The following is a 26,819-nucleotide window of genomic DNA, read 5'->3' as shown; positions in this document are numbered from 1 at the left end:
AAGCTCCCTCCTACCGTTGCGGCCTGTTCAATTGGTAGCGATCGTTCTTGCGGACCGAGGCGGCATCCGGGACATTGCGTCCCCAGGCGCCCGCGCATACGATTTGGTGCGTAGGCGGCAGCTGAAGCAGTTCCCGAAGCTCCTCGTCGTAATAACCGCCGATGATGGAGAACCCGAGTCCCATCTCCTGGGATTTCAAATACATCATCTGTCCCAACATGCCTCCGTCGATGGAGCATTGCTGGTACCGGGAAAATTCGTCCTCCGGGATATGCGAAGCGTCGACGGAAAAGACGAACAGCACCGAGCAATCTCGGATGAACGCTTGTCCCAGGCAAATGTCCGACGACGTTTCGCGGTAATTTCCTTCCGACAAACAGACCGGCCGGCCGTACTCGTATCGGTAGACGCCGGGCCTTACACCTTCGACTCCATGTACGATCGCGTGGAAGGAAGAATGAAGGCCGAGCCTGAATATCATGGTCAGCATGGCCCGGAATTCCGCGGCCGCAAGTTCGCAACGGGTATAAGCGGAACTCGACCTTCGCTCGATGATCAGTTGGAGAAGCCGTCCGTAATCCGTCCATTCCGACGGCAGAGAGAGCTGCGTCAGCCAGCGGTCCGAAGGCTCCCGAACCGAAAGCTCCACTTTCCGTTGAAAATCCAGAATCGGCTCCCAGTCGAACAACCGGATGTCCGGGTCTTCCGAATGCCGGCATTTGCGGGAGATCGGCGATTCGAGGGGCGGCGCGTCCGTTGCGGACGGCTTTGCCGGATCGTCCGCTTTCGGATCGTAGAGACGCGATGCGATGATGGCGATCGGCATTTCATATTCGTCCAGTTGAAGAAGCTCTCCAACCTCCGCCGAATGCAAGCTCGTATAAGCGGAGAAGCGAAAACCGAGCGCCCGCAGGACGAGCTGAAAATTGGCTGCGACGTGGCCGGCGTCGAGCAGACCGAACCGGTAGCCCTTGTGCGAATATTTCCAGCAGGTCCGCCAAGGAACGACCGACAGGATGAAGTAAACGTCGGCGTCCCGGTCGGCTTCACGCAGGGAGGGCGCCAATCCGCCCGCCGCCTGCCCGTTCGCCAGCTTGTAGAGCGAGGTTTCCAGCGCGCAGTAGTAGTAGAGTCCCGGCTCCACCTCTCCAAGACGCCGGACGGCCACGTAGATTTCCACGGGATAGCAGCCCCCTGCCGAAGGAAACGACCACAGCATTTCCGACTGATGCCCGTGAAACTTGACGGAGGTCACGCCGAACGAGGGGAGCAAAATCCGCTCCAGCATTTCCCGGCCGGTGAGCCCGCCTACCGAACGAAGCCCTTCGTCCTTGTAAACCGAAGTTTTGAGCCGAAGGCATGGCCCGTTGTACTTCTTGAACCGCTCGGGCCTCGGACTCAAGTCGAACCGGTTGCCCTCGTATTCCCGTCCTCTTCGGTACTGGAAAATGGACAGATGATCAGCCGCGGTCGTCATGGATTTGGTCATGTTCTTCATCCCCACTCTCCCGGTTAGTTGGCCTTGGGACTTTCACTGAAACAAGCTGTCCAGCGCCTTCTGGGACAGGGCGACGGTGGCGAAATCGGACGGCGTGTACACCCTTTCCCGTACGCCGCAGCAATGTCGGATCAGCTCTTCGATCCGGCCGGCGAAACACCCGGCGAATCCGGTCGCGGTCTCGGGATCGAACGCTGCGCGGTCGTACGCGACGACGAGGCGCATGCGGCCTCCGATCACCATTGCCGCGATATCGAAGGGGGCGGTCGGAGGGTTGCCCGCTCCGCTGTCCAATCCCGAAGGCTCGTCCGACAGAGCGAACAGATCGCCTCCGCCCAGCGAAGCATCCAGTTCGCCGACATAATTCAGACGGATTCGCGCGCCCGCACCGGGATCGTCCAATCTGCGCGACAGCCGCGTCAATATCCCGAACCCGATGCCTTTGGACGGCACTTGCCGCAGTGTCTCCTTGACGGCTTTGATGCGTTCCGCCCATGCAATGCCCTCCACTTGCGGAAGCCGAACCGGATACAGGCAAGTGAACCAGCCGACCGTTCGGGACAGATCGACGGACGGATCCCCGGGCTCCCGTCCATGTCCCTCCAATTCGATAACGGGACGGGTCAAACCGAACGTCTCCGAAACGGCTGCAGCGAGTGCCGCGACGAGCAAGTCCTGCGTATTCGTCCCGTAGGCGGCATGGGACTCCTTGAGCAATCGCTCCGTATCCTCGGCCGATAGCCGCTCCATGACCGTCGCCGACCCCGCCGTCCCTTCCCGGCTCGACCGAGCTCGGGGCATGAACCGGCGATCCGCCTCGGCATTCCCTTTCTCCAGCACTTGCCGCCAATAAAGGAGCTCTTTCTCCGCTTCCTCCGCCCGGCTTCGCAAATGTTCGGCCCACCGCCGGTAGGAAACCGTTTTGGCCGGCAGCGGGAGAGGCTCCGGCAGCGTCAGATTCCGGTGAAGGCGGACGAAATCCTCCAGCAGAATCGTCCAGGATACCGCGTCGACCGCGATATGGTGAGCGACCAGCAGCAGCCGGCGCTCCTCGCCTCCCAATTCGAACAAGCACGCTTTCAGCAAGGCGTCGCGGTCCAAGCGGAAACCGGCCTTGAGCCGCTCCCCGATCTCGGACATCCGCCGAAGCTGCTCTTCGTACGCGAGACCGGTCAAATCGAATGTCTCCACCGGTTCGATCCGCGCCTCCCCGTTGTAGCGGAGACCTCGGGTCGACGGAGCGGCGCCGAGACGAAGCGAATCGTGCTGCGCAATCAGACCGCGCACGATCGTTTCCGCCTCTTGGGCCGTCATGCTCCGTTTCAACCGCAACAGCACCGATTGGACGTAATGATGCCTTTCGGCAAACGGCTGCGAGACAAACCATTCGTATATCGGAGTGGAAGGAACCTCGCCCTCGGCCGGCTCCTCGGCGCGGGCGTCCGAACCGATTGCCGTCATCCGCTCCGCCATCTCGCCGAAGACCGGATAGGCCAGGATGTCCGCGACTTTGATGGAGAAACCGGCGCTCCGGAGCTTCGAAGCGAGCTGAATCGCCTTGATCGAATCGCCGCCGGCCTGATAGAAATGATCATCCGAACTTAGATCATCCGTCTGCAGAACGTCCCTTGCCGCGACGATCAGTACGGAGGTTTCCTGCCCTTGTGTCCGGTTGTCCGGGACCCGCCGCGCCGCCGCGCGGCCGAAAGAAGGCTCCGGAAGGCGCCCCCGGTCGACCTTCCCGTTCGAATTAAGCGGAATTCGCTCCAGCTCCGCGATAGAGGCCGGAATCATGTAGGAAGGCAGCATACCGTGCAAGTACGAGAGCAGATCCGCGGCTTCGCCGGATGAACGGACTACATAGGCGCAGAGGCATTTGCCCCCGTCCTCCGCCTCATGGTCGATAACGACGGCCTCCCGCACCGACGCGTGCGAAGTCAGCGCCCGTTCGATTTCGCCCAATTCGATCCGATGGCCCCGAATTTTCACTTGCCGGTCGACGCGTCCGGCATACTCGATCTTGCCGTCCTCCAGCCGGCGGGCAAGATCGCCCGTGCGGTACATCAGCCTCCCCGGGAGAAACGGGCAAGGAACGAATCGCTCCGCGGTCAGGTCCGGCCGATTCCGGTAACCGCGAGCCAATCCGTCGCCGGTAATATAGAGTTCGCCCAGCACCTGTTCCGGTACGGGATTCAACTGGGCATCCAGCACGTGGATGCCGACATTGTCCGCCGGTACCCCGATCGGCACCGAAGCCCGGATGTCGCGCCTTGGGTCGTACTTGTGTATCATGCAGCCGACGACCGTCTCCGTCGGCCCGTATTCGTTGCAAATTTCGATTCGTCCGCCGAAGCTGTCGTGAATGCGCTTGGCGAGATCGGTTCTTAAATCTTCCCCCCCTACGATGAATCGTTTGACCGAGCTGCCCCGGTTGTCCAAGTCTTGCAGCAAACTCAGATGGGACGGCGTCAGTTTGACGACCGTGGACCGTTTGTCCTTCATGATCCGATGAAGCACGTACTCGTCTTCGTCGTCCCGGTATACAGCGATGCTTCCTCCCGAAACCAACGGCGTGAATACGGAAGTAACGGTCAAGTCGAATGCGAGCGAGGAGTACAGCGGAAACACTTCGCATTCGTCCTTCACGTATTGCCTGCATGCCCACCAGATGTAATTGACCAGGCCCCTGTGATCGATCATGACGCCTTTGGGCCGGCCGGTCGAGCCCGACGTATAAATGATGTACGCCAAATCCTCAGGCGTCGCTTCAGGGAGCCGGACGGGTGTCTCTGCATATAGGGCAGGATCGTCCAGCCGGCCGACCGGTCCCGCGAAGCCAGTCCCCTCCGGGATCGCGACGTTCGCCAGCAGCAGCACGCAACCCGAGTCCGCGAGCATATACCCGATCCGTTCCGCCGGGTAATCGGGATCGACAGGCACATAGGCCGCGCCCGCCTTCAGCGCCGCCAGAATGGCGACCACCGTCTCCGTGGCATGCCGGACGAGCAAGCCTACCGCCGTTTGCCTGCCGACGCCCCTCGATGCGAGCCATGCGGCAAGCCGATCGGCTTTCTCGTTCAATTGCCGGTACGTCAGCCGTGCCGGCCCGAACGTGACGGCCGTGGCGTCCGGCGTTCGCTCGGCCTGTTCCTCGACCAGCCGATGGATGGTTTTGTTCCGCGGATAATCGGCTCCGGTCGCGTTATAAGCGGCAAACTGCCGCTTATCGGCCTCGTTCAGCAGCGTAAGCCGTCCGACCGGCTCCCCCGGTGCCGAAAGCACGTTATCCATCAGCGCGATCAACCGCTTGAACAGAACATCGACTTGCTCCTCGGTACGCTCCGCGGTCTTGTAATCGATCTCGACCGTCAAGCCGTCTCCCGACCAATCCTTGACCACGAGCTGCAGCGAGAATAGCTGGTTTCCTCCGTGATGCTCCGTGACTTCGGCAGGCCAGCCGGCCCACTCGCGGATCACCCGGGTGTTGTACGTATTGACGCTCACGTCGAACAACCGGTCGATGCCGCGTTTTTTGAGCTGCAAGTCTTGCGCCAGAAGATCGTACGGATATTTCTGGTGATGGTAGCAATGCGCCAGTTCACGGCCGATGCGCGACAGCGTATCGACGGAGGAGGCGTTGTCGTCGAACGCGAATCGGAACGGCATCGTACTCGTGAACATGCCGGCCGTCGCTTTCTCCTTCGGTCCCGACCGGTTAAACACGGGCGTTCCGATCACGGTCTCGGGTCGGCCGCTTGACTTGTAAGCGTACAGCAGATACAGAAAGATAAAGAACCCCGTGAGTGAACCGCCGGCTTCCGCGGCGAACGTTTTAACGGCGGCGGATCGTTGCGGGTCGATCCGGAAGGTTTTTCTCCGGCCCGCCAGCGAAACGGTTGGCTCCGGCGGCTGCTCCGGCGGCCATCCCGCCAGCCTGTCCCTCCAGAACCGTCCGTCGCGATGGAATCTCGCGGAGCGAACGTATTCGGCTTCCCGCTTGACGTAATCGAGGTAGGATGGCGCGGAACCGTCCTCTCCCGGCTCACCTTTCAACAGCCGTTCGTACGAGTCCCGGATCCGCTCGATCAGCATGCTGCTCGACCAACCGTCCGAGACGAGATGGTGAAATTTCACGAGAAACCCTCCGTCCCCTTCCGCGAGCCGGAACATCGGGAACCCGATGAGCGGCGCGTTATCCAGTCGGAACGGCAAGGATGCCGTCTTCTCCACCCAACGGGAGTAATCGGCTTCCGGATCGGTGCTGGCTGTGAAGTCATAGAACCCGGTGGCAGCGTGATCGATCGGCGCCGTGTACTGAACCGGGGAACCGTCCAGATCGTCCACCCTTAACCGAAGCGCGTCATGCAAACGCACCTGTTCCAGGATCGCCCGCTCCAGCAGCCGGAAATCGAGCGGCCCGCGGATTCGGACGGATCCGGTGATGTTGTGCAGTGAGGTCCCCGGATAGATGCGCTCCGTATACCAAACTCGTTTTTGCGCATGTGTCAGGGTATGATATCCAACGCCCATCGGCAAAACCTCCCCCTTACGATCGAGATCACCAGTCACCAAAAAACCGAAAACGTTTTCTGGTCCATCGCATCGATACCTGGGCTGCATTTGCGAGTAAGGAGTCGCTTGCTTGCGGTATTTCCAGTTGTTTCGATAGAGGATAAAGCTTCTGGCTGAAGAAATAGATCTTGAAGGAAAAGATAGCTTGTGAGGACGCTGAGGCGAGATGGATGGGAGTATGCGGTCATTCGCTGTAAACGCGCGTTAATTACGAACTTTGCTTCTATGATACTGGCGGATTTTATTCGCGTCAAGATAGGAATGCTAAAAGCATTCATATCAACCAATTGTTTACATGGCGCTTAATCTAGTCTAATATTATCCTTGAATTCTCGGCTTGGCCTGCCGTTTTCCCATAGAGAGGAGGACGCCCGGATGAAAGCGCTGGAAGTGGAACCGCTCAAAAGCGCGGGCGGAGACTGTTTCGATGACGTGATCGTGACGCTGGACGGCTGGTTCCGCAAAGGTTATAAGCTGATGTACGCGAATGCGCTGAAATTCGATTTCGCTCCTTACGCCCCGGGTTCCACGTTCGGCAGCCGCATGCGGATCGGTGTCGGCGACTCGCTCGAGATGCTCGAGCTGCTCCACGGATATTCGATCCGAATCTACCGGAACCCCGATCCCGATGAAGGATTGGCATTGATCCGCGAGCAGCTGGCCAAAGGGAATCCCGTCGTCTTGAACCTCGATACCTACTACAGTCCGTGGGACCCCAATTATATGACCCTTCACTTCCCTACGCATGTCATGCTCGTCACGGGCCTCGATCCTGAGTCGGGAGACTTGACGGTCGTCGACCCGTTCTTTCAGAAGAGAAATACCCTTCTCGCAGGGCATTTATACACGGACGGACTTCTGGGCTTCATGACGATCGAACCCGTCGACGGCCCAGGCGCGGATCGCGATTTCGTTACGGACCGAATCCGGATGCTGCTCCGGGAGCACCTCGATTCGTCTCCCGACGGTTTCCGCCGTTTCGCGGAGGCGTTTCCCTCCATCCGGTTCGAGGACGAAGCGGAGAACCGTTCCCTTTTCATGGCCGGATGGCTGTTCTTAAAGCTGAACTCGCTGGTCACGGCTCGAGTGAACTACGCAAGCATGCTGAATGATGTAGCGGAACGGTTCGAGATGCCGATGCTCGCGGTCTCTTCCGGGGAAATGCGCCAAATCTCCAACAAATGGAGCACCGTACGGGCCATGATCGTCAAGCTGAATTACCTGCCCCCGGAACGCATGGACGCGAAAATGACGGAGAGCGTCTGCGCCAAAATCCTTAGCGCGGCGGAAGCCGAGATCCTCGCGGCAGAGCGCGCGCTGAGCGCATTCGCTTCACCGGTCGCCGCCGCGCGGACCGCCTCTTTGCCGAACGGCCGGGAACCGGCAACCCCGTCTTCCGCGGCAAGGGCCCGTCTCATCATTCCGGTCGACGTGAGCGGCTTCTGCGATGGAATCGGCATCGAGAACGACCTGGGCACGGCGGATTTCGACAACGACGGGTACTGCTATGCACGGGAAGGACTGCCCGAAGACGGGCTGCTTCGGGTCGGGGATATGACGTTCATTTTCCCGGCAACCCCGGCCGGCGGCTGCGACAATATCGCGTGCGCCGGCCAATCGATTCCGCTTCCCGCGGGCCGGTACCGCGGCATTGCCATCTTGGCAAGCGGCCAGTACGGCAGCTGTATGGACACTTTCACCGTCGTGTACGCGGACGGCTCGAATGAGCCCATCCCGCTCGGATTCGCGGATTGGTGGAGTTCCGAACCCGTCGCGGGGGAGAAATCGGCTTGGTCCGCTCCCTTGGTACACCGGGAGAAGGGAAGGCAAGCGAACAGAGTCAATTTATTCGCCGGCGAAGCGGATCTCGGACGGACCGGGCTAACCGCTGCGCAGCTCGTTCTGCCGGTTATGCCGACGCTATTCGTGTTTGCCGTATCGATGTGGAAGTAAACCAAAACCCCGTTCCGCACAGGAACGGGGCTTTCGCGCACCGGATTAGAGTCTGCGACCCGACAAATACTTCCCGTTCACGATATTCTTCGGCGTTCCGTTTACGTAGCTCCGGATATTTTCGAGCAGCTCTACCATGTTCGCGTCCCGTGCTTCGCGGGTGTACCATGCGGATCCCGGGCTGAACACGACGTTGCCGAGCGCGTACAACGGATTGTCCCTCACCTTCGCCACGTCGTCCAGCCCCGCGCCGGCGATTCTCCCGTCCCGCAGCAGCGAGAACAGCGCCTCCTCATCGACCAAGGCGGCCCGGCAAGTATTGATGAGTATCGCGGACGGTTTCATCGAGGCGAGCAGCTCGGCGGACAGCATGCCTCTCGTCGTATCATTGTGCGGCGCATGTACCGAAACGACATCGCTTTCGCGCATCAGTTCCTCCAGCTCTTTCCTCTCGATACCCGGAACTTCCCTGCCCGAAAGGTTCGAGCCGATCACCCGCATGCCGAAGCCGCGCGCAATGCGCGCAGCCTCCTGTCCGATTCGGCCGGTTCCGATGACGCCGAACGTGGCTCCGAACAACTCCTTGCCCAGAAAAGGTCCGTAAACATGGCTGCCGCCTTGCCGCACCGTCCGGTCCGCATGGAGGATGCGGCGGTTTACCGCCATCAGCAAGGCAAATACGTGCTCTGCGACCGACCGCGCGGAATAGGTCGGGCAGTTGGAAACCTCGATACCGGCAGCTCCGGCGGCCGGAAGGTCGATCAAATCGCAAGAGGTCATGACGAGGCTCAGATATTGCAGCCTGCGGATCCGCGCGAACATATCTGCCGTCAACCGGGTCCATTCCACGATGGCGATGTCCGCCTCCGTCAGCCTGCGAACGGCCGTCTCTTCATCCGGCCGGTCTTCGTAGATTTCAAACGCGCCAAGCTTCCCCATCTCGCGGACGAACGAATCCGGCATGTAGGTCGGCTTATCCAAGTAGACGATTTTCATCGAAGTCCGATACCTTCCCGCAGAATGGAGCAAGCCCGCTCGACCATCTCCGGACTTCTGGCCAGGGCGAATCGGACGAAGCGCTCTCCTTCGCTTAAGTCCGCCCAATAGAAGTGATCGCCCGGGAGGATGCCAAGTCCATGCCCATGCAGCCGGTCTACCAGATCCACGCTGCGGATGCTGGGATTCCGGATGCGGAGCCATTCCACGCTGATCGTCGAATCGGGATTCTCCGGAAACAGGAATGTAGAGTCGATCGCTTCCCTCACCATCTGCCGGTTGCGGTCGATCGTCGCCCATATCGCCGATGGAAGACCTTCCCGCTCGGTATCTTTCAAATACTCGTTGAGCAGCCTCAGAATGAACGGCGACACGTTCAGCAAAATGTCATTGTGCAGCTCGAGAATGTCCGCGTGCAAATCCGGGCTCATGGCCAAGATGCTGCATTTCAAGTCTTGAGTGGGCCAGGTTTTCCCCGTATCCTCTACGGCGAGATAACGGATGCCCGATTGTTCCAGCAATTCGTATTGGTCCCAGAACGGCTGCCGGGAGAAGAATCGGAACGTGAAATCCAGGATGAGCAGCTTATCGAATCTTCCGCAGAGCGAGACCAGCCGTTCCCAAGCTTCGCGGGACATTTCGAAGCCGGTCGGATTGTTCGGCAGCGTCAGGAATACGGCGTCTGCGGCAAGATTCGCGAAGGTGTCGTCCAAACGTTCCGGCGACAATTGTTGCTCGCTCAAGGGAACCAAGGGAACCTCTCTTCTTTTCATTATGGTCGCCAGGTTGTCGAAGCACGGATGAAGCAGGGCCACCCGCAGCCCTCTGGAAGCCGCGTAAGTGGCGATCAAATCGGTGGACAGGGACGCGGAATAACAGCATAACGCTCTGGGAAGCGTTGCGGCGGTTCGCTGTCCAGCCAGGCCGTAGAAGAGACCGCGGAATTCTTCCTCCAAGTCGGATTGACGCGCGTATTCCGCCTCGTCGAACAACTCGGGCAGACGGCCGACGATCTGCCGCTGCGAGACGGATTGCGGCTGATGCGCATGACCGTCTGCCAGATTAAACGTCCGGTTGATGCCGATCGACTCGTAACGCGTCAAATTGGGCAACCGCATTCGCGAGATCCCCCGTTTCCTCCAGGTATTGGCTTCCCGCTCGTCGAGAGCCCCTACACTATACGAGTCTACCCTCCCCTCCCGCCACCTGCCATACACCCAAATTTTAGACGGCAATCGTCTAATCCGACCATTTTTACCCGGCATAAGGTATGGCAAGGACATTGGAAAGCGAGGGATTCGCATCGCGAAACGCAAACTCCACGTCATCGCCGTCACCGGCAGCGCGGGGAAAACGACGACCAAGGAAATGATCGCCTCCATCTTGCGCACGCGTTGGAAAATATTGAAAACCTACTCCAACCACAACTCCGTCTCGGCCACCCGCCGTTACGCCAAACAGATTCGCTCCCACCACCGCGCCGCAGTCATGGAGTACGGCATGATGGGCTTCGGTATCATCCGGGCGCACTGCAAAGCCATGCAACCGACGGTCGGGATCATTACCAACGTGGGAACGGCACACATCGGTAAGCTTGGGAACAGGGTCCAAGGCATCGCGAAGGCCAAATCCGAAATGATCCGATACATGAAGCCGACGGGATTGCTCGTGCTCAATGCCGACGACGCCAACTCCAAGCTGCTGTGGACCAAAGGCTTTAAAGGTACCCGGGTAACGGTAGGCGTTCGAAAACGGGCGGATTACAGGGCGCGCCAAGTGAAAACCACCAGGCAAGGGGTTTCTTTTCGCGTGCGGTTAAACGGCAAAGACACGGGATTCCGCATCCCGTGCTTAGGGGCGCACAATGTCTATAACGCGTTGAATGCCATTGCCGTGAGTCATCGGCTTGGTTTCTCGACCGGCCACATAAGAAGAGGTCTCGCCCGGTACCCGATCCCCTACAGGAGACTCGTCCGGACGGAACGGCCGAACCGGATTACCATCATCGACGACACCTTCAGCTCCAATCCGAACGCGACCAAGGCGGCGTTGGACGTGTTGTCGACCATCGGCCGGAAAAACCGCATTGCGGTCATCGGCTACATGAAGGATTTGGGGAAATATGCGGTGAAAGGACATAAAGATGTAGGCCGGTATGCCGCAAGCAAAGGTTTGTCCCATTTGTTCACGATCGGCAAGCTAGCCCTTCATATCGCTCAAGGAGCGAAGGAAGCCGGTTTCCCTGCGGCCCGCATACACAGCTATCAGACCAGGCCGGCGCTGCATCGGGCTTTGGCCAAGACGATTGGCCCGAACACGGCCGTTCTCGTGAAAGGAACGCACCTCCTGAAATTGGAACGGACCGTCGCGTTTTTGAAACGTCATTTGTCCGCGAAACGGGCTCGCCTGGCGAAAGTGAAGCACGATGTCAAAGCGGAGGTTAAGGACGCCAAATCTCCCGGTCAAAGTCCGCAGCAAGGAACGCTCTCGGCAGGCACCGAAACCGTGGAATCGGCATTATAGATGATTGGCAACACAAGATACTGACTCGCTAGCCCGGTTTGCCGGATGGAAATGATGCTAACGTAAAACCCGCGCCGAGCGCGGGTTTTAGTCGTTATCGCAGCATCCTTCTTCTTCGTTCAGATGCCCGGAGCGTTCGATTTTCGTCCGTAAGTACTTCTCGTTGTATTCGGACACGTCGCCCCATAGCTGCACCCGATCCTCGACGGACAAGCCCGCCGCCTTTAAGGCTTCAAGCTTGCGGGGATTGTTCGTGATCAGCGTGACCGGCTTCGTCCGGAGCGCCTTCAGTACCTCGATCGCGTCGCCGTAGCTGCGCGTATCGTCCGCGAAGCCGAGCATATGGTTCGCATCCACCGTATCGTATCCGTTTTCTTGCAGAATATAGGCAAGGGCTTTGCTGAAGAGCCCGATTCCCCTGCCTTCGTGGTTCGCCAGATAAAACAGCGCGCCATGACCGCTCTCGGCGATGTGCTTCATCGACTGCTTCAACTGGTAACCGCAATCGCATCGCTTGCTGCCGAAAATGTCCCCGGTGTGGCAGATGGAATGGAATCGGATAAGCGCATGTTCGGCATGTCGGAAATCCCCGTGGACCAGCACGCTGGACTGTTGAAACTCGGCCAGATTGACGGAGGACAGCTTCTCGACGATTCGTTCGATATCCTCCGTGACCTCATTGCAATTCAACCAGCAGTACCAATTGAATTCGATCGTCTGCCCGTCCAGGTTTACCGGCAATCGGATTGGACCTACGAGATATATGGCTTTGTTGCCCGATCGGATCAGGCGAACTTTGTCCTTCAGCAGTGAGATGGCTTTGGAATCGAAAGGTTTCGTGGCGGGCATGTTCCGTCTCCTCTGGTCGTCCGTTTGGCTTGGTTCAATATCGAAACACAGCGATGTTATATTGTTCCTTGGCGGCAGAAAAGGATGTACCGACAATTGGATGACGGGAATATCGGCATTCGGGTACATGTGCTTCAACGCGGCCCAGGAGCCGCGGTCCAGCCCCCTTTGCACTTCTCGTTTCGTACGGATGCCGTGCTGATGGAACCGGTTTTCGAGCAACTCCGCGACTGATCGTTGTTTGTTAAATGGTCCGCCGTCAATAAAAAATGCCTCGTTACCGAGGCAGCCGATGGCTGAGCGATCGGGCCGTGACGTCTTATTCCGCTTGAAAGGAATACTCCCGCTCGACTTTGCACACCCGGACCGTGTATTTCTCGTACCAGGCTTCCCTGCCCTTCTCTTGCGCGGCTCGGTGCGCTTCGTTCTTCTTCCAGTTCCGGATCGCTTCCAGGCTCGACCAATAAGAGATCGTAATGCCGAATCCAGATTCGTTCCTGACGCTTTCGGCTCCGAGGAATCCGAGCTGCTCCGATACAAGTTCATCCATTCTCCGGTCCGTTTCCCCGTAGCCATTATCCCCGGGTGTCCGTTGACTCGTAAAGATGACGGCGTAATAGGCCTTCAATGGCGGCTCTTGGAATCCATTCATAACCGCTGCCTCCTCATCAAGATCATTATCTCGATTATAAGCATGGCAATCCAGCGCGGAAATGAGGTTTTTCGATGATAGGGATGAAAAAGTTTGATGAAGATAAATCAAACGACTTCCTGCAAGCAAAAAGCTGGCGCCAAGAGATGCGGCGCCAGCCTGTCAACGAATCATTAGGAATAGATCAAAACAACGCTGCCGTTCACGAAACCGACGGAGTTGAAATTGCCGTACACCCAGACTTCGATCTTTTTGCCGTTCGCGGTCGTTACCGTTTTGCTCGCCGGAGCTCCCCAAGCCAGCGCGACCTGGTCCTTGGTCATGCCGAGCACGACTTCCCCCGCCTTGACATGCTTCCACACGGAAGACGACCATTTGTATTTCTTATAAGGGTCGTAAGTCAGGAAGGTATCGCTGGCGCCAAGCAGATCGGGGATGTAAGAAGCCCTCATCGGATATGTGGTCAGCTTCTTGCCTGACGGGGTCTTGAAGACGATGGCAAAGTCTCCGGTATCGTCCGGCAAGATGTCGACGATCGTCACCTTCGTGAAACGTTCGTAATCCTGGAAATGATTGACCCAATAGGATTTCCCGATGTACCGGGCGAGACTTCCCTGCGCCGCCTTCTTGACGAGGGCGGCCGTTTCCGCGGATACGACGGTCAAGACGGATTTGCCGAACGAGATCTCGACCTGCTTCCATTTGTCGTTCCACTTCACCGACGCGCCGCATGAATCGGACAATAAGGAGGCGGGGATATAGCTCTCCCCTCCCTCCGCGATCATGGCCGCTTTCATCCGATAGGGCCGACCGTTTAGGGTCGCGTTCAAATCGCCGGTTTTCAGCTTCAGTGCAGTCTCTCCGACCTTGATATCCAACCCGCCGGCCTCCGAGGACTTCGTTACCGTTCCTCCGATCGCCTGGATGACCGGTTTTATCGGCACATAAGCGATACCCTTCACTTGTTTCGCGTATTTCAGGCTATGTCTAAGCGCGGATGAGAGGGTAACGGAAGCGGTCTGTCCGCCCGAGGTAACGGCGACCTTCGATTCGCCGACTCCGAGCACCTTCAACGTTCCGTCTGCCTGCAGCTTCAGCAAATGCGGCTTCTCGACCGCGATTTCGGCTTCTGACGGCGCCACTTTGATTTTCGCGCCGTTCGTATAGGTTTCCGAAATGTCGACCTCGACGCTCTCCCCTACGTTCGGTTGCGGATTCGAGAGGGAGACGGCCAACGATTGGACGGCGGGAACCTTAAGCGGCTTGATCGCTCCGTTATCGTACAGCACCCAGTCGCCGTTGCGGCCTTGCTTGTAAAAACGTTTCTCGTTGGTGAGCGGGGCCGTTCTTACGATGTCCGCAAGTCCCTCGATTTTCGTCGTCGGAGTGAATCTCTTCTCGTATTTTCCCGTAATCCACACGGATCCGTCTTTGCGCGTGATGATCAGCTTGTCGGATTCGCCAAGAGGCTTCTCCGTTTTCGCCGCATAGGCGATATGTACGGCATCCTCCGCAGACGTGACGGGAACAATGCGGCCATGATCGTCGAAGATGGCGGTATCGTAGATCGTCACTTTCCCGCTGTTGTACAATAAAGCGACCATGTTGTCCGCTACGGCAAGGGTAACCACGGAAGCCGCGTCTGCGACGTTGCCCAATTTCTTGATGCCGTAAGATCCGTCGTAAATGACATCGCCCTTGCGGGAGAGCGCCGCGAAGAAACGGGAATTCGCGTCAATCAAGGCGATATCCGCATAATCCTTCTCCTGTCCGGACTCGGTCCACACGGTCCCGTCGGACTTGAGGAAATACCCGTGGGTCACCTGGCGAACTCCGGTCAGATTCGGCAAAATCTTCGGCCGTCCGAACGACCAGGCGGCCGCTCGCCCGTCCGATGTCAACGCGTATCCGCCCCGATAATCTTCCCCGGCCGCGGCGGCGAAGTTTCCCGGCGTGCGGATCATGTTCGTGGCGTCCCATGTCCACATCGACCCGTCGCTCATAAGCAGGGCTTTTTCGCCGATCGGCTCTACGATTCGCAACTCGCCGCCCTCGTCGGCTGCCGATGCGGATGACCCTCCGAAGCCTCCCGCCATCAAGCAAATCGCGAGCCAGAGGCTTAGTAATTTTTTCACAGAAACGACACTCCCTACCCCGGTATCGAAATTTCACATTGCGTAATTCGACATCTATCGCCATTTTCCTCCCCATTCTTTTCCAATTATAAAAAATGCCCCCTCTCCCGCATTTTGGAATATGGTAAACTAGTTCTAGTACGCATAGGGGAGAGATAACCGATGTCCGACCATGACGAGCTCGCCGAACGCAGGAGGAAAAACCTAAAACTCATTCAATTCAGCAAAGACGATCAATCGCTGATAGAGTCTGATAAACCGAAGGAAACGTTTGCCGATGTAGGCGGACTGGATGACGTAAAAAAGAAAATCAGAATGAATTTCATACTTCCCCTTAAACAGCCGGAGGTGTTTGCCGCATACGGCAAGGAGGCTGGAGGCAGTTTGCTGCTGTACGGACCGCCGGGCTGCGGGAAGACGTTTTTAGCTCGGGCGGTTGCGGGTGAAATCGAAGCGAACTTCATGCATATAGAGCTACAAGCGATTCTCTCCATGTATGTAGGGCAAAGCGAGCACAATCTTCATGATATTTTCGAGAAGGCGCGGGAAAACAAGCCTTGCGTGATCTTCATCGACGAACTCGATGCGATGGGCGGCAGCCGTCATCAGATGCGGCAGCACCATGACCGGATGCTCGTCAACCAGCTTCTGATGGAGCTGGACGGCTTGCAAACCCATAACAACCAAGTTTTTGTGATCGGTGCAACGAATACGCCGTGGTATCTGGACTCGGCTCTTCGCCGTCCGGGACGATTTAACCATTTGGTGTTCGTTCCGCCTCCTGGTGAAGCCGAACGTCAGAAGATTCTCGAATTGAAATTGTCCGGCAAACCGACGGATTCACTGAATTTAACAAGAATTGCTGCAGAAACGAGGCACTTCTCCGGGGCGGATCTCGAGCAGGTGGTGAAAGATGCCGTGGAATCCGCGATGGAGCGTACGTTTGAGACGGGGGACATTCAACCGATTACACAAGAGGACCTGAAGAAGTCGTTAAAGTCCCGCAAACCGACGACGCTGGAGTGGTTTTCGACGGCCAAAAATTACGCGACCTTCAGCGACGTGAACCGGGATTATCAAATCGTTCTGGAATACGCCAAGCAGCATGGCATCAAATAGACGGAAACCGGCGCGGAGGGGGCTTCGGCAATGGAAAAGAAAGCGGTGAAGCCAGTCTATACCGAGGTTCACCAGCTCATGGAATGGAAGCGGTATAAAGAAGCGCTTAAGGCAGCCGATCGGATCTTAAGGAACGATCCCGAAGACGCGGATGCTTATGCCCTTATCGCCCGTATCCATTCGTTAATGGATGAATATGAGAAGGCGTTGCATTGGGCGGGCGAGGCGCTTAAGCGTTCTCCGGAGCATGAATTGGCATGGTTTGTAAGGGTCGGCGTGTATTATGAGACGAATAAGGAAAAAGAATTCAACGAGGCGCTGCAGGAAGCCTTGCGGATCGACCCGTATGAAACCCAGTATTATTTTCTGAAAGCGAATCGTTTGAACGGGAAAAAGAGATTCCATGAGGCCAAGGAGCAACTGCTGAAAGCACTGGAAATGAAACCGGAAACTCCGCTGTACTTGGCAGCTCTCAGCTATACGGAAGCGCTACTAGGGAATATCGGGGAATCCAGACGGTTGGATCGCCAGGCAATCGGATACGGCGCCGAAGCCCCCTACACCCTTTTATATTTGGCTTGGGCGGCTGGTCAACGCGGAGATTTCGATTTGCAAGAATCGTATATGCGAAGCGCGGTTCGACTCAACCCCGAAAGCAGACAGTTTCAAAACGAGTACCTGGAAGCGCTGCAGCATAATCAGATAGTGTTTCGAATCTTTCTTTGGCCAACGATAGCTTTGCGCAGAATGAAACCGTGGCAGCTATTTATTTCATGGATCGTCGCCTGGTTTTTATTCAAGCCCTTACTCATTCTCTTTATTTTTCTTTACGTGCTCGCCCATTGGTTGGCCAAAGGGATTGTACATGTACGCGTGTTTGGATGGAGAAGACGAGGATCATGAATCGATTTGCAAAAACACAAAAAACCGTTTCGCACCTGTCGCGAAACGGTTCCATTATCTAACATCAATAAACATCTTTGCAGACGGGACATTCTGGAATCCGGCGGGCAAAGTCGATTCTCGTTTCCAGCGCGTAGGTGTCGAAGTTCATGGCCAGCACTCGGCCTGCCGAGCGCATTTCCGCGGTCCCCGTGAACCAACGGGCGATTTCGCCGCCTACGATGCCGGCCAGCACCATATAGTTCGGAGCGATCGAGGCGCTGGGCATCCGGAAGTCCGAATCCCGGAAATCCGATAGAAAAGCGGCATGTTCCGCGTGGTCCTGGCCGTATTGGAGGTCGATGCAAGCCGCGCATCCCGTACGTCCCGGAACGACGGCGTAAACTTGGCCTTCGCAGAGGTTCATTCCTCCGGCGATAAACGGAATGCCGGCCTCGGAGCAGGCTTGGTTCACCCACCTCTCCAGCAACCAATACGGTTGATCCGCGGCGAGCACGACAAGATCGCTGCCGGAAATCGCCTTCTTCGCGTCGGCGGCGGAAGTTATCTCCATATCGACAAGCTCCGGATTGGAACGAAAATGGAACCGCGCAAGAAATTCGGACGCGACATCGATTTTACGTCGCCCGATGTCTTTCTCCGCATACAGCATTTGACGGTTTAAGTTGCTTAACTCCACGACGTCGAAATCTACGATCCGAAGGTCGGTAACGCCGAGTCCCGCTAGATTGAGCAGCACGCCGCAGCCAAGCGCTCCCGCTCCGATCACCGTGACCTCCGCGCCGCGGAGCCGTTCCTGCATGCCCCATGGTCCGGAACCCATGCTGGAATAATAGGAAAAGTAATTCACGTTCGCGCGGAAACGTTCAAGCTCATCCGGTCCAAGCCCGCATTCGTCCCGCAACCCTTGATCGTCCACATAGCCCAGGCGGTCCAACTCCGCGACGATCTCCGAGACATCCTCGATCGTGAGCGACGGAGCGGCTGCGGCAAGATCCCGCCACAATCGTTCAACGGTCCGGGTTCCGTCCATCAGCCGGATCAGACGTTCGACCCATCCGTCCTCGTCCGCGATTTCGACCGCCCGGTTCGGTGAGGCTTCGCCGATTCGCAGCATACCGCCTGGCAGGCTTCTCACAAAGAACAATCCTTTGAAAACCGGCCTGACCCCGGATCCGTTCAACCCTCTCCGCCTCCCAAGTCTCAGTCGCGAGCTTCATGATCAGTTTGCGACGCGCATGCCCCAGATAATCGTTTCCACCGCTTTGATTTGCACCTTTTTCACCCTGCTCACCTCCGCTTGCACCGGATTTCTTATTTTAAACATTTAAGGAGTCATATCCGGTAGTGACCCCGGTCATCCATGACTGTCACGATTTAACTTATCTGACAATGTCGCGGAACCCGGTAACCAGGAATGGGCAGACGGAATATATTGAACGTAAAAAACGCTAGGCAGGTGCTGATCATGTCGGTTTCGAAAGACGCGTTCGTTTCCGGGTTCGTCCCCGAACACAATCACGGGTCCGTCGACTACACTTCCGTGGCGGACGGTCACGTCCATCAATGTCTGGACGTCACGTCCCCTCCCATCCCGACGCCGGACGGCAGCCATATTCACTACACCGAAGGCTACGTCTTGTTCGAGGACGGACACAAGCACGCGTACAAAGCCTACTCCGGTCCGGCGATTCCCGTCGGGAACGGCATGCACGTCCACTATTACGACTTCTACACCACGACGGACGACGGACATCGGCATCGGGTCCAAGGCGTGGATATGCCGGCACCGGGAAGCAAGTGAAACGGTGGTCCGTGCGAAAGACAAAAACGGGACTTCAACCGAGGGTTGAAGTCCCGTTTCCGTTTGGCGATGAAGATGTCATGGCGTCAGGCAATCTGTCGGGCTCGCCTTCCATACAGGTAAGCGCAGGCGATCGAGGCGAGAACGACGATGGCCATAGCCCAGTAGATGTTGCTGTAGGCGGCCTGCGGGGAAAGCTCCTTCTGCCAGGTCAGCGCGCTCGCCGTCGCCGCGACGCTGAATGCCCCGCTGAAAAATTGCAGCAGCTGGAACAGACCCATGCCGGAGCCGATCTGCGAGGGCTGCAGGATGCGGGACATTTCGTTCGAAATGCTGCTCGTCAGGAACGTAAAGCCCGTGCTCAGAAGCATATAGATCAACAGGATGGCGATGTATGAAGTTCCGGCGAACAAGGCGAACAGCACGACGGATGCCAGTACAAGCAGGGGGATATAGCGAATAATCGCCGCGTTGCCTCGAGCGTCGATGATTTTGCCGACTTGGCGCGACAGGAATAGCGCGAGCAAGGAACCCGGGAAAATGACGAGACCGGAAGAAATCGCGCTTAAGCCGTACAGATTCACCAGGATTTGCGGCATCAGGAACAGCGTCGCGAAGCTGCATAGGTAAGCGGCGATCCCGACGGCGCTTAGCAAGAGATAGGAACGGTTTCCGAACAGCCGCGGCTGGACGAAGGGATCGCGGGCCGTCCGGACGCGGAAGACGAACAGGACGAGTCCGAGCAGGCCCGCGGCCAGCGCAATGACGGAACGGCTCGTCAGGAACAGCAGCAATCCGGTCGTCCCGACGCCGACCAGGAACGCCCCCAACGCATCGAAAGAGCCTTTGGCGGGTTTCTCTGCCGGCAGCAGCGCTGCGAAAACCGGCACGAGCAGAAGCGTTGCCGCGGTCACCTCGAACAGGTGATGCCAGCCCAAATATTCGACGATCGCTCCCCCCGCTACCGGGCCAAGCCCGAGTCCGAGAGATGCGGCCGACATGATCATGGCCATCGCTTTGCCGCGGCGTTCAAGCGGAATGTAACGGCTAATCAAGACCAAGGAGAGTGCCGGAATGGCCCCTGCTCCCGATGCTTGCACGAGGCGGACGACCAGGAGATGCAGGAAGCTGTAGCTGAACAGCCCGGCAATGGCGGCCAAGCTGAGCGAGAGAAGCGCGATGACGATCAGGCGGCGTATCGGAACGAAATCGGATAATCGGCTGAACGTGATGGAAGAAATCGCGAACACGATGGAATACCCCGTTACGATCCAGGACGTCGAGGAAGCGGACAAGCCGAAATCCCGGGCGACGCTCGGCAAAGCCAAGTTGAACATCATCGTATTCATGATCACCAATACCATCGACAATCCCAGCAGTACGGTCACGAGACCTTCCCGGATCGAAGCAGGCTCGGCGCCGCGCGCGGATGCCGCGGGGGCTGACGTTGACAAGGGAAACACCGCCTTTCACGGTTCCAATAATTTCATTGTTTTATTATCATCGAACAATAGAAATATAGCACCCGTTATGATAAAATGCAATTGGTTCCAACAAAATAATCGCAGCAACCAGCTTCGCAATGAGCGCGTACGTTGCAGCTGTCAAGAGCTCGAACCGCCATTTGGCTTCATCATTCATCGCACATACCGTTAGTTATGCTAAAAACATAAGATTCTCAGCGAAATCATTAATACGAACTGTATGATTACCTTTACTTTTTCGGATTTAGCGGAATACGAAGGAGAGTAACGGTATTTGGGCTCTTAGTTGCCATTCGACGAATACAGACCAAGGGGATTTGCCGATGAAAATTTTGCACCATCCGGACAAAGCCGATATCCAGCTGTCCTCCGTCCTCTATGCCCTGAGCGATCCCATCCGATTATTCATCCTATACGAGATTTACAAATCCGGCGAGTGTACCTGCGGTTTCATCGAGGTTCCCGTCGTGAAATCGACCGTAACCCACCATGTGCGAACGTTAAGGGAAGCGGGCATCGTCCGGGTGCGGACGCAAGGGACGCAGCGGTTCGTGTCCGTTCGGGCGGAAGACCTCGAGGAACGTTTCCCGGGTCTGCTCCAGTCGGTGCTGGCCGCCTACGAAGCATCCGGCTCGCCGATCCCGGAATGACGGATCGTGCTCCACGAACAGAAAGAGCAACGGATTCTTCTCCGCTGCTCTTTCCGATTTCTCGTCGGGTTGCCGACTCACTTCGTGCTTGTTCCGGTTTGGGCCCCATACTGGGAACGGGCGATCCGGGCCGCAGACACCATATTGCGCAAGGAAACGACGGTCTCTTCCTTCCCCCGGGTTTTGAGCCCGCAATCCGGATTGATCCAGAAGAGCTGCGGATCGAGCACGCGCAGCGCCCGTTCGATCATGCCGGTCATCTCTTCCGCGCGCGGAACGCGCGGACTGTGAATATCGTATACGCCTAAGCCGATGCCCAATTGATACGTATTCGTCTCGAAGCTATGGATCAGTTCGCCGTGGCTTCTCGACGCTTCGATCGAAATCACGTCCGCATCCATCGCTTTGATCGAATCGATCATGTCATGAAACTCGCAATAGCACATATGGGTATGGATTTGCGTGGAATCCCGGACCGTGCAGGTCGCTATGCGGAACGCTTTGACCGCCCAGTCCAAATATTCCCCGTGTGCTTCCTCCTTCAGCGGCAGTCCTTCGCGGACCGCGGGCTCGTCGACCTGGATCATGCCGATGCCCGCCCGTTCGAGCGCTTCTACCTCTTGCCTGAGCGCATAAGCCAACTGATACGCGATTTGTTCGCGCGGAAGGTCGTCCCGGACGAACGACCAGTTCATGATCGTAATCGGACCGGTGAGCATGCCTTTCACGGGACGATTCGTTCGAGACTGCGCATAGGCGGTTTCTTCGACCGTCATGGGCCCTCGAAAGGCTACGTCCCCGTAAATAATCGGCGGTTTCACGCAGCGCGAACCGTACGATTGAACCCACCCGTGACCGGTGAAAGCGAAGCCTGCAAGCTTCTCGCCGAAAAATTCGACCATGTCGGTTCTCTCGAATTCGCCGTGTACGAGAACGTCCAATCCGATCTCCTCTTGCAGCCCGATCCACGTATCGATCTGACCCCGGATGAATCCCGCATATCGAGTATCGTCCCATTCTCCGTTGCGCCAGAGCCTCCGGGCTTTGCGGACCTCATCGGTTTGCGGGAAACTGCCGATGGTCGTCGTCGGGAACAGCGGCAATCGCCATTTCTCCTGCTGGACGAGCCGGCGTTCCGGGAAAGGAGCTCCCCGTTCGGGCCGCGACCCGCGAAGCGCTTCGACGGCTTGCCGGACGTCGACGCGTGCGCGTTCGTCGGATCGTTCGAACTCGAGACGCCCGATTTCGAGTTTTACCACTTCATCCGCCACTTCGGCTGCGCCGAGCGAAATGGCCTTTGTCAGAAGCGCGAGCTCATCCAGCTTCTCGTCGGCGAACGCCAGCGCGTTCCTCAGTTCCGCGGGTAAATCGGACTCCCGGCTGGCGGTCACCGGAACATGAATCAGACTGCACGACGTTTGCACGATAAGCCGGTCATCCGAGACTTGATTCGCGAGTTCCTCCAGCAGTCCGATTTTATCGCGAAGCGGGGCTTTCCAGATCCCCCGGCCATCGATGACCCCCGCCCCCAACACTTTATCTTGCGGGAAACCGAGCGCTTTGATCGCTGACAGATTTCCGCCAAGACCGTGCACGAAGTCGAGCCCGATTCCTTGAACGGGAAGCGCGACGATATCGCCGTAACGCTCGACCGATTCGAAGTAGGTTTGCAGCATGATGTTCAGCTTCGGTGCCGAAGCGGCAAACGTTCCGTAGATCGCCTTCAGCCTGTTCACGTCTACGTCGCTTACCTTCGTGACCAGGATCGGTTCATCGATCTGCACCCATCGAACGCCTTCTTGCTCCAGCTCCTGAAGGATCCGCACATAGAGGGGAATGAGCCGTTCCAGCCAGGCGTCGGTTTCCGACCGGTCATACCCTTTGGACAGCTTCAGGAAAGTGAGCGGACCGACGATCACCGGCTTGCCCTCGATCCCGAGCTTCTCTTTGGCTTCCCGGTACGCCTGCAACGGTTTGTTCTCGGTCAGCGCCGGTTCGATCCCCTGCAACTCCGGTACGATGTAGTGATAGTTGGTGTTAAACCATTTGGTCATTTCGCTGGCGACCGCATCCCGGGTTCCTCGCGCGATCCCGTAATAGACGGATAACGGCACGGGCCCGCCCTCGTATGCGAATCGATCGGGAATCAAGCCGAACATGGCGGCATGGTCCAGCATGTGGTCGTAATAACTGAAATCGTTAACGGCGATCCAATCGATGTTGCGCTGCTTCTGCTTCATCAGGTGATTCAGCCTGATTTCCCGCAGCCGGCCATGAAGCTCCGATTCTTCGAGCTTGCCCGACCAGAAGGCTTCGAGCGCCTTCTTCCACTCCCGCTCCGCGCCGATGCGCGGATATCCCAATACGCTGCTTTTTGCCATCCTGCATGCTCCTCTTCTTGCCAAATGAACCCATTCGGTTCTTTACAAGAAGAATAGCACGGTCGATCTGTTATAAGGTAAATCCCAATTGCTATAACTGGATATAGCCGCAGGCTATATCCAGGCGCTAACGGGCAACGGCCTTTTTAAGCGCGACCACGTAGGCGGAGCCCAGCTTCGACAAAGCCACGTTGCGGTGGGAAACCCAGCCGACGTTGATCGTTTCCTCGCTTTCCAGAGGGACGGGAATGATTTCATTGCCGTTCAAATCCGCGCTTAATACCCCGGTCGAGATGGTATAACCGTTGAGCCCGATCAGCAAGTTGAACAGCGTCGCCCGGTCGTTGACGCGGATGCTTTTCTTATGGGACAAGGTGCTGAGAATCTCTTCGGAGAAATAGAACGAGTTGTTCTCCCCTTGTTCGAAATAGAGATACGGATACGGCTGAAGCTGATCCATGGTCACTACGGCCTGCTTCGCCAGCGGGTTATGGATGCTGATGAAAATATGGGGTTTCGCCGTAAACAAACGATGGAACTCGAGATTCGCGGATTTCAGCAGCTTCCGAATCACTTTCTCATTGAACTCGTTCACGTACAAGATCCCGATCTCGCTCCGCAAGCTTTTGACGTCCTCGATGATTTCGTAGGTTTTCGTTTCGCGCAGCGTCATCTCGTATTCATCCAGACCGAACTCCCGAACGAGGTCGACGAAGGCATTGACCGCGAATGCATAGTGTTGCGTTGAGACCGAAAAGTGCTGGGGAGACGGCTTGGCGTTCAGGTATCGGTTCTGCAGCAACTCCGCCTGCTCGACGACCTGTCTCGCGTAGCTGATGAATTCGGCGCCTTCTTTGGTCAGGGTAATCCCTTTATTGGATCGTTCGAAAATGGTAATGCCCATTTCGACTTCCAAATCCGCGATCGAATTCGATAAGCTGGGCTGGGAAATGAACAATCGCTTGGCCGCCTCATTCATGGACCCGCGGTTCACGATTTCGATCACGTATTTCAGTTGTTGCAAGGTCAACCGCATCCCCTCCTCTCGAAACTTATCGACGTATAAAATAACCAACCCCCGGCGATCGGAGGTTGGTTTGTTGCCTTCTTCGAAATGGATCCGGACCGCTTACCCCAAGACGTTCCGGAGGAACGTCTCCAGGGCGGCGACATCCGTGATGTTCCGATTGCATGTTTCGCTGCTCACGCACATATAGTTGCCGATCGCCTTATAGTAATCGGGCGAAGCGTTTGCCGGCCTCGCTTTGGTGATCGCCGTGAACAGAGCGACCTCTTCCTGCCGGTTGCATACGAAACACATGCTCTTCTTGCCTGCCGGCGTGAACCTGCCTTCGATGCCGACGAGACGGCCATCCAGCGGATAGACGATGAACTGCTTGCCCGCCGCGATGTCCAACCACCCCAAATAGGTGATATGGCGGCCATCGAGGGAAGCGAGATCGGGCACCTTCAACTTCTTGATATTAGGGTACAGCTTCTTGATCTGGTTCTCCGTGACCGGCTCGGACGCGAACTCCGTTCTTCAGGGTTCCAGCGATTGCAGATAGTGATGGAATTGTTCCGCGGTGCCAGCCGCCGTGATGTTCCCGAGCAGCCGCGTTTCCGGCTCCCCCGCGTCCGGGAAAGCTCGGGCAATCCTCAGCCATACGTCTTGCCGGACCGATTCCACGACCTTCGGGTCGGAAACGGAGCCGCAAGCGTGCTGTTGCAGCCCGGCCTGCTTCTTGATCAGGTTATATTGATGGTTTCTAATGAATGGTTTGAGCATCGCTCATCCGCCCCTTATTCGAGATAGGATAGAAGGAATAAGGCGCAAAACCATGATTAGAAACGATATGCGCTTGTTCGGGCGATGAAATTCGGTTATCGATTCGCCCCATGCAAAGTATCGCCCCTAATCAGGCTTTGCATGAGTGGCGTCTTCTTCCGGCAAAATGATTTGCCATCCCTACCGACCTCCCTTGCTTTACTCATTATATGGGAAATAAGCTTCATTCGGCAATTTTCCGTACGCTTTCCCATAATGATCGACACTGAAGCTAAGCAATACCTTTAGCATAAAAAGGATGCCGATGATGACCATGTATGGCTCTACGTCAGGGAGCATGGGGATCCATCCGATGCCGGCAGACAGCAGCACCCCGGCGACGAAAAGTTGATGGCTTCCTCTGACGGCGTTGACGGAATAAGCTCCCGCTATCGTAAACGCCCAAACGAGAAGCGACTGCCACACATTCGTCCCTAACAGCAGCGCAACGAGTACGAGATGAACGTGAATGGCAATAAACACGATTCGTTTGCGCGGATAACGGGCATAGTAGTCGCTTGTCGCCCTCGTAAAATTGGCGATGCATCCGGAACAAATGTCGAAAATGAGGAGAAACGCCAAGATGCTTCGCCATAAAGCGATGCCGTCCGCCATCTCGGGAAATCGAAAGTACAAACCGCCTGTCATCAAACCTCCGAATAAGAGAATGACCCCTATGATCCCCATTCTTTGCTCTTGGCCGAACACTTCGTGCAGAAACGCGGGAATCCGTATGGGCTTCAAGTCAACCCCTCCTAGTTAGAGTTTTGTAGTAATAATATTCATTTAATACATAAATATTAGCGCGCGGAATGAGTGATGGCAATAGTTTTGTTGTTATTCTCTTGATTTACTCTAAAACCTTAGGTACACTTGGGCGAGAGGTGTCGTTATGGATGGCTTTGAGCAAAGGAAAAGGAAGAAGACCGAGCAAATATTCGAGGCCGCCCGGCAATTGATGCAGAAATACGGGTACTCCAAAGTAAGCGTTAATGAAATCGCGGAAGCGGCCAAAGTCTCCCCCGCTACCATCTTCAATTACTTCGGGACGAAGGAACGATTGTTCGCGGAAATGCTCGATGATTGGACGGACAAACAAATAACCCAGTATGAGGACATTCTGGCTTCGGACCGCCCATTCGAGGAGAAGCTCAAGGCCATCATGATGGCGGAGTCCGGTAATTTGAAGTTCATGTATGGTGCCAAGTCAGTGCCGGAAGCCGTTGTTCATGCATGGATGGGAAACCGGGGCACGGACAAAATCATGCGGTTTTACATGAAGCTGATCGCATTGGGAAAAGCGGAGAATTCGATTTGGCAAGCCTATTCGGATGAAACCTTGCAACGATATTTCCATATGTATTTGAATGAATTTCATCAGGGTGCAGATCCGTCTCGTATGGATCAACTGCTTCGGCTTTTTTTCTTCGGGTTATCCGGTCCAACCAACCGCTCCACCTGAATGGCCACAA

21 protein-coding genes are annotated in these 26,819 nt (G+C 56.6%); 7 read left to right on the top strand and 14 right to left on the bottom strand.

Annotated elements, in window-relative coordinates; translation table 11 throughout:
• Nucleotides 1-10 precede the first annotated feature (10 nt).
• Nucleotides 11-1,498 (bottom strand): SagB family peptide dehydrogenase, encoded by a 1,488-nt coding sequence (locus tag GE107_RS10140; RefSeq protein WP_219639566.1) that lies wholly within the window; start codon nucleotides 1,496-1,498, stop codon nucleotides 11-13.
• A 33-nt stretch (nucleotides 1,499-1,531) separates the two neighbouring features.
• On the bottom strand, nucleotides 1,532-6,028 hold the full coding sequence (locus GE107_RS10135; protein WP_219639565.1) for a non-ribosomal peptide synthetase: 4,497 nt from the start codon (nucleotides 6,026-6,028) through the stop codon (nucleotides 1,532-1,534).
• 417 nt (nucleotides 6,029-6,445) lie between these two features.
• On the opposite strand from GE107_RS10135, the gene GE107_RS10130 reads away from it, so the two are divergent.
• Nucleotides 6,446-8,023, top strand: a complete 1,578-nt coding sequence (locus tag GE107_RS10130) for a BtrH N-terminal domain-containing protein (RefSeq protein ID WP_219639564.1) — start codon at nucleotides 6,446-6,448, stop codon at nucleotides 8,021-8,023.
• A 45-nt stretch (nucleotides 8,024-8,068) separates the two neighbouring features.
• On the opposite strand, the gene GE107_RS10125 is transcribed toward GE107_RS10130, so the two are convergent.
• Both GE107_RS10125 and GE107_RS10120 read right to left on the bottom strand, forming a co-directional pair.
• Nucleotides 8,069-9,019, bottom strand: coding sequence for a 2-hydroxyacid dehydrogenase (locus tag GE107_RS10125; RefSeq protein WP_219639563.1), 951 nt, complete (start codon nucleotides 9,017-9,019; stop codon nucleotides 8,069-8,071).
• Nucleotides 9,016-10,137, bottom strand: a complete 1,122-nt coding sequence (locus GE107_RS10120) for a pyridoxal phosphate-dependent aminotransferase (protein WP_219639562.1) — start codon at nucleotides 10,135-10,137, stop codon at nucleotides 9,016-9,018. Before GE107_RS10120 ends, GE107_RS10125 begins: the two co-directional genes overlap by 4 nt.
• A gap of 124 nt (nucleotides 10,138-10,261) precedes the next feature.
• Between GE107_RS10120 and GE107_RS10115 the strand changes: the two genes are divergently transcribed.
• On the top strand, nucleotides 10,262-11,542 hold the full coding sequence (locus GE107_RS10115) for a UDP-N-acetylmuramoyl-tripeptide--D-alanyl-D-alanine ligase (RefSeq protein ID WP_370636349.1): 1,281 nt from the start codon (nucleotides 10,262-10,264) through the stop codon (nucleotides 11,540-11,542).
• An 87-nt stretch (nucleotides 11,543-11,629) separates the two neighbouring features.
• Here GE107_RS10115 and GE107_RS10110 read toward each other — a convergent pair whose 3' ends face one another.
• The 3 genes from GE107_RS10110 to GE107_RS10100 all read right to left on the bottom strand — a co-directional run bounded on the left by GE107_RS10110 (nucleotide 11,630) and on the right by GE107_RS10100 (nucleotide 15,178).
• Nucleotides 11,630-12,391, bottom strand: coding sequence for a GTP cyclohydrolase II (locus GE107_RS10110; protein WP_219639561.1), 762 nt, complete (start codon nucleotides 12,389-12,391; stop codon nucleotides 11,630-11,632).
• A gap of 319 nt (nucleotides 12,392-12,710) precedes the next feature.
• Nucleotides 12,711-13,043, bottom strand: a complete 333-nt coding sequence (locus GE107_RS10105) for an antibiotic biosynthesis monooxygenase family protein (RefSeq protein WP_219639560.1) — start codon at nucleotides 13,041-13,043, stop codon at nucleotides 12,711-12,713.
• Between the two features lie 173 nt (nucleotides 13,044-13,216).
• Nucleotides 13,217-15,178, bottom strand: a complete 1,962-nt coding sequence (locus GE107_RS10100) for a stalk domain-containing protein (RefSeq protein WP_219639559.1) — start codon at nucleotides 15,176-15,178, stop codon at nucleotides 13,217-13,219.
• Between the two features lie 162 nt (nucleotides 15,179-15,340).
• On the opposite strand from GE107_RS10100, the gene GE107_RS10095 reads away from it, so the two are divergent.
• Both GE107_RS10095 and GE107_RS10090 read left to right on the top strand, forming a co-directional pair.
• A complete protein-coding gene (locus tag GE107_RS10095) occupies nucleotides 15,341-16,297 on the top strand; it encodes an ATP-binding protein (protein ID WP_219639558.1) in 957 nt (318 codons plus the stop codon).
• Between the two features lie 30 nt (nucleotides 16,298-16,327).
• Complete coding sequence (locus GE107_RS10090; RefSeq protein ID WP_219639557.1) at nucleotides 16,328-17,200, top strand: tetratricopeptide repeat protein; 873 nt, start codon at nucleotides 16,328-16,330, stop codon at nucleotides 17,198-17,200.
• Between the two features lie 64 nt (nucleotides 17,201-17,264).
• On the opposite strand, the gene GE107_RS10085 is transcribed toward GE107_RS10090, so the two are convergent.
• The gene (locus tag GE107_RS10085; protein ID WP_219639556.1) at nucleotides 17,265-18,383 is read right to left on the bottom strand and encodes a HesA/MoeB/ThiF family protein; all 1,119 of its coding nucleotides are present in this window, start codon (nucleotides 18,381-18,383) and stop codon (nucleotides 17,265-17,267) included.
• A 282-nt stretch (nucleotides 18,384-18,665) separates the two neighbouring features.
• On the opposite strand from GE107_RS10085, the gene GE107_RS10080 reads away from it, so the two are divergent.
• On the top strand, nucleotides 18,666-19,004 hold the full coding sequence (locus GE107_RS10080) for a YmaF family protein (protein WP_219639823.1): 339 nt from the start codon (nucleotides 18,666-18,668) through the stop codon (nucleotides 19,002-19,004).
• Nucleotides 19,005-19,090: 86 nt separating this feature from the next.
• On the opposite strand, the gene GE107_RS10075 is transcribed toward GE107_RS10080, so the two are convergent.
• Nucleotides 19,091-20,458 carry an MFS transporter gene (locus tag GE107_RS10075; RefSeq protein ID WP_255570368.1) on the bottom strand — a complete coding sequence of 456 codons (1,368 nt, stop codon included), beginning with the start codon at nucleotides 20,456-20,458 and terminating at the stop codon, nucleotides 19,091-19,093.
• A 353-nt stretch (nucleotides 20,459-20,811) separates the two neighbouring features.
• Here GE107_RS10075 and GE107_RS10070 point away from each other — a divergent pair, with 353 nt between their 5' ends.
• A complete protein-coding gene (locus tag GE107_RS10070) occupies nucleotides 20,812-21,138 on the top strand; it encodes an ArsR/SmtB family transcription factor (RefSeq protein WP_219639555.1) in 327 nt (108 codons plus the stop codon).
• A gap of 77 nt (nucleotides 21,139-21,215) precedes the next feature.
• Here the strand turns inward: GE107_RS10070 and metE are convergent, their stop codons facing one another.
• The 5 genes from metE to GE107_RS10050 all read right to left on the bottom strand — a co-directional run bounded on the left by metE (nucleotide 21,216) and on the right by GE107_RS10050 (nucleotide 26,091).
• Nucleotides 21,216-23,519 carry a 5-methyltetrahydropteroyltriglutamate--homocysteine S-methyltransferase gene (metE, locus tag GE107_RS10065; RefSeq protein WP_219639554.1) on the bottom strand — a complete coding sequence of 768 codons (2,304 nt, stop codon included), beginning with the start codon at nucleotides 23,517-23,519 and terminating at the stop codon, nucleotides 21,216-21,218.
• A 127-nt stretch (nucleotides 23,520-23,646) separates the two neighbouring features.
• On the bottom strand, nucleotides 23,647-24,549 hold the full coding sequence (locus GE107_RS10060; RefSeq protein WP_219639553.1) for a LysR family transcriptional regulator: 903 nt from the start codon (nucleotides 24,547-24,549) through the stop codon (nucleotides 23,647-23,649).
• 99 nt (nucleotides 24,550-24,648) lie between these two features.
• A complete protein-coding gene (locus GE107_RS27115) occupies nucleotides 24,649-24,993 on the bottom strand; it encodes a FusB/FusC family EF-G-binding protein (protein WP_370636339.1) in 345 nt (114 codons plus the stop codon).
• A 69-nt stretch (nucleotides 24,994-25,062) separates the two neighbouring features.
• Nucleotides 25,063-25,308: a hypothetical protein gene (locus tag GE107_RS27110; RefSeq protein ID WP_370636338.1), complete on the bottom strand. Its 246-nt coding sequence runs from the start codon at nucleotides 25,306-25,308 to the stop codon at nucleotides 25,063-25,065.
• A 198-nt stretch (nucleotides 25,309-25,506) separates the two neighbouring features.
• Complete coding sequence (locus GE107_RS10050; protein WP_219639552.1) at nucleotides 25,507-26,091, bottom strand: hypothetical protein; 585 nt, start codon at nucleotides 26,089-26,091, stop codon at nucleotides 25,507-25,509.
• Nucleotides 26,092-26,239: 148 nt separating this feature from the next.
• Between GE107_RS10050 and GE107_RS10045 the strand changes: the two genes are divergently transcribed.
• The gene (locus tag GE107_RS10045) at nucleotides 26,240-26,809 is read left to right on the top strand and encodes a TetR/AcrR family transcriptional regulator (RefSeq protein WP_219639551.1); all 570 of its coding nucleotides are present in this window, start codon (nucleotides 26,240-26,242) and stop codon (nucleotides 26,807-26,809) included.
• Nucleotides 26,810-26,819 lie beyond the last annotated feature (10 nt).

It is taken from the genome of Cohnella sp. CFH 77786 (assembly GCF_019400745.1).
Taxonomy (GTDB): domain Bacteria; phylum Bacillota; class Bacilli; order Paenibacillales; family Paenibacillaceae; genus Cohnella.
Note: the sequence above shows the minus strand (reverse complement) of the source record. Positions and strands in the feature narration are given on the sequence as shown.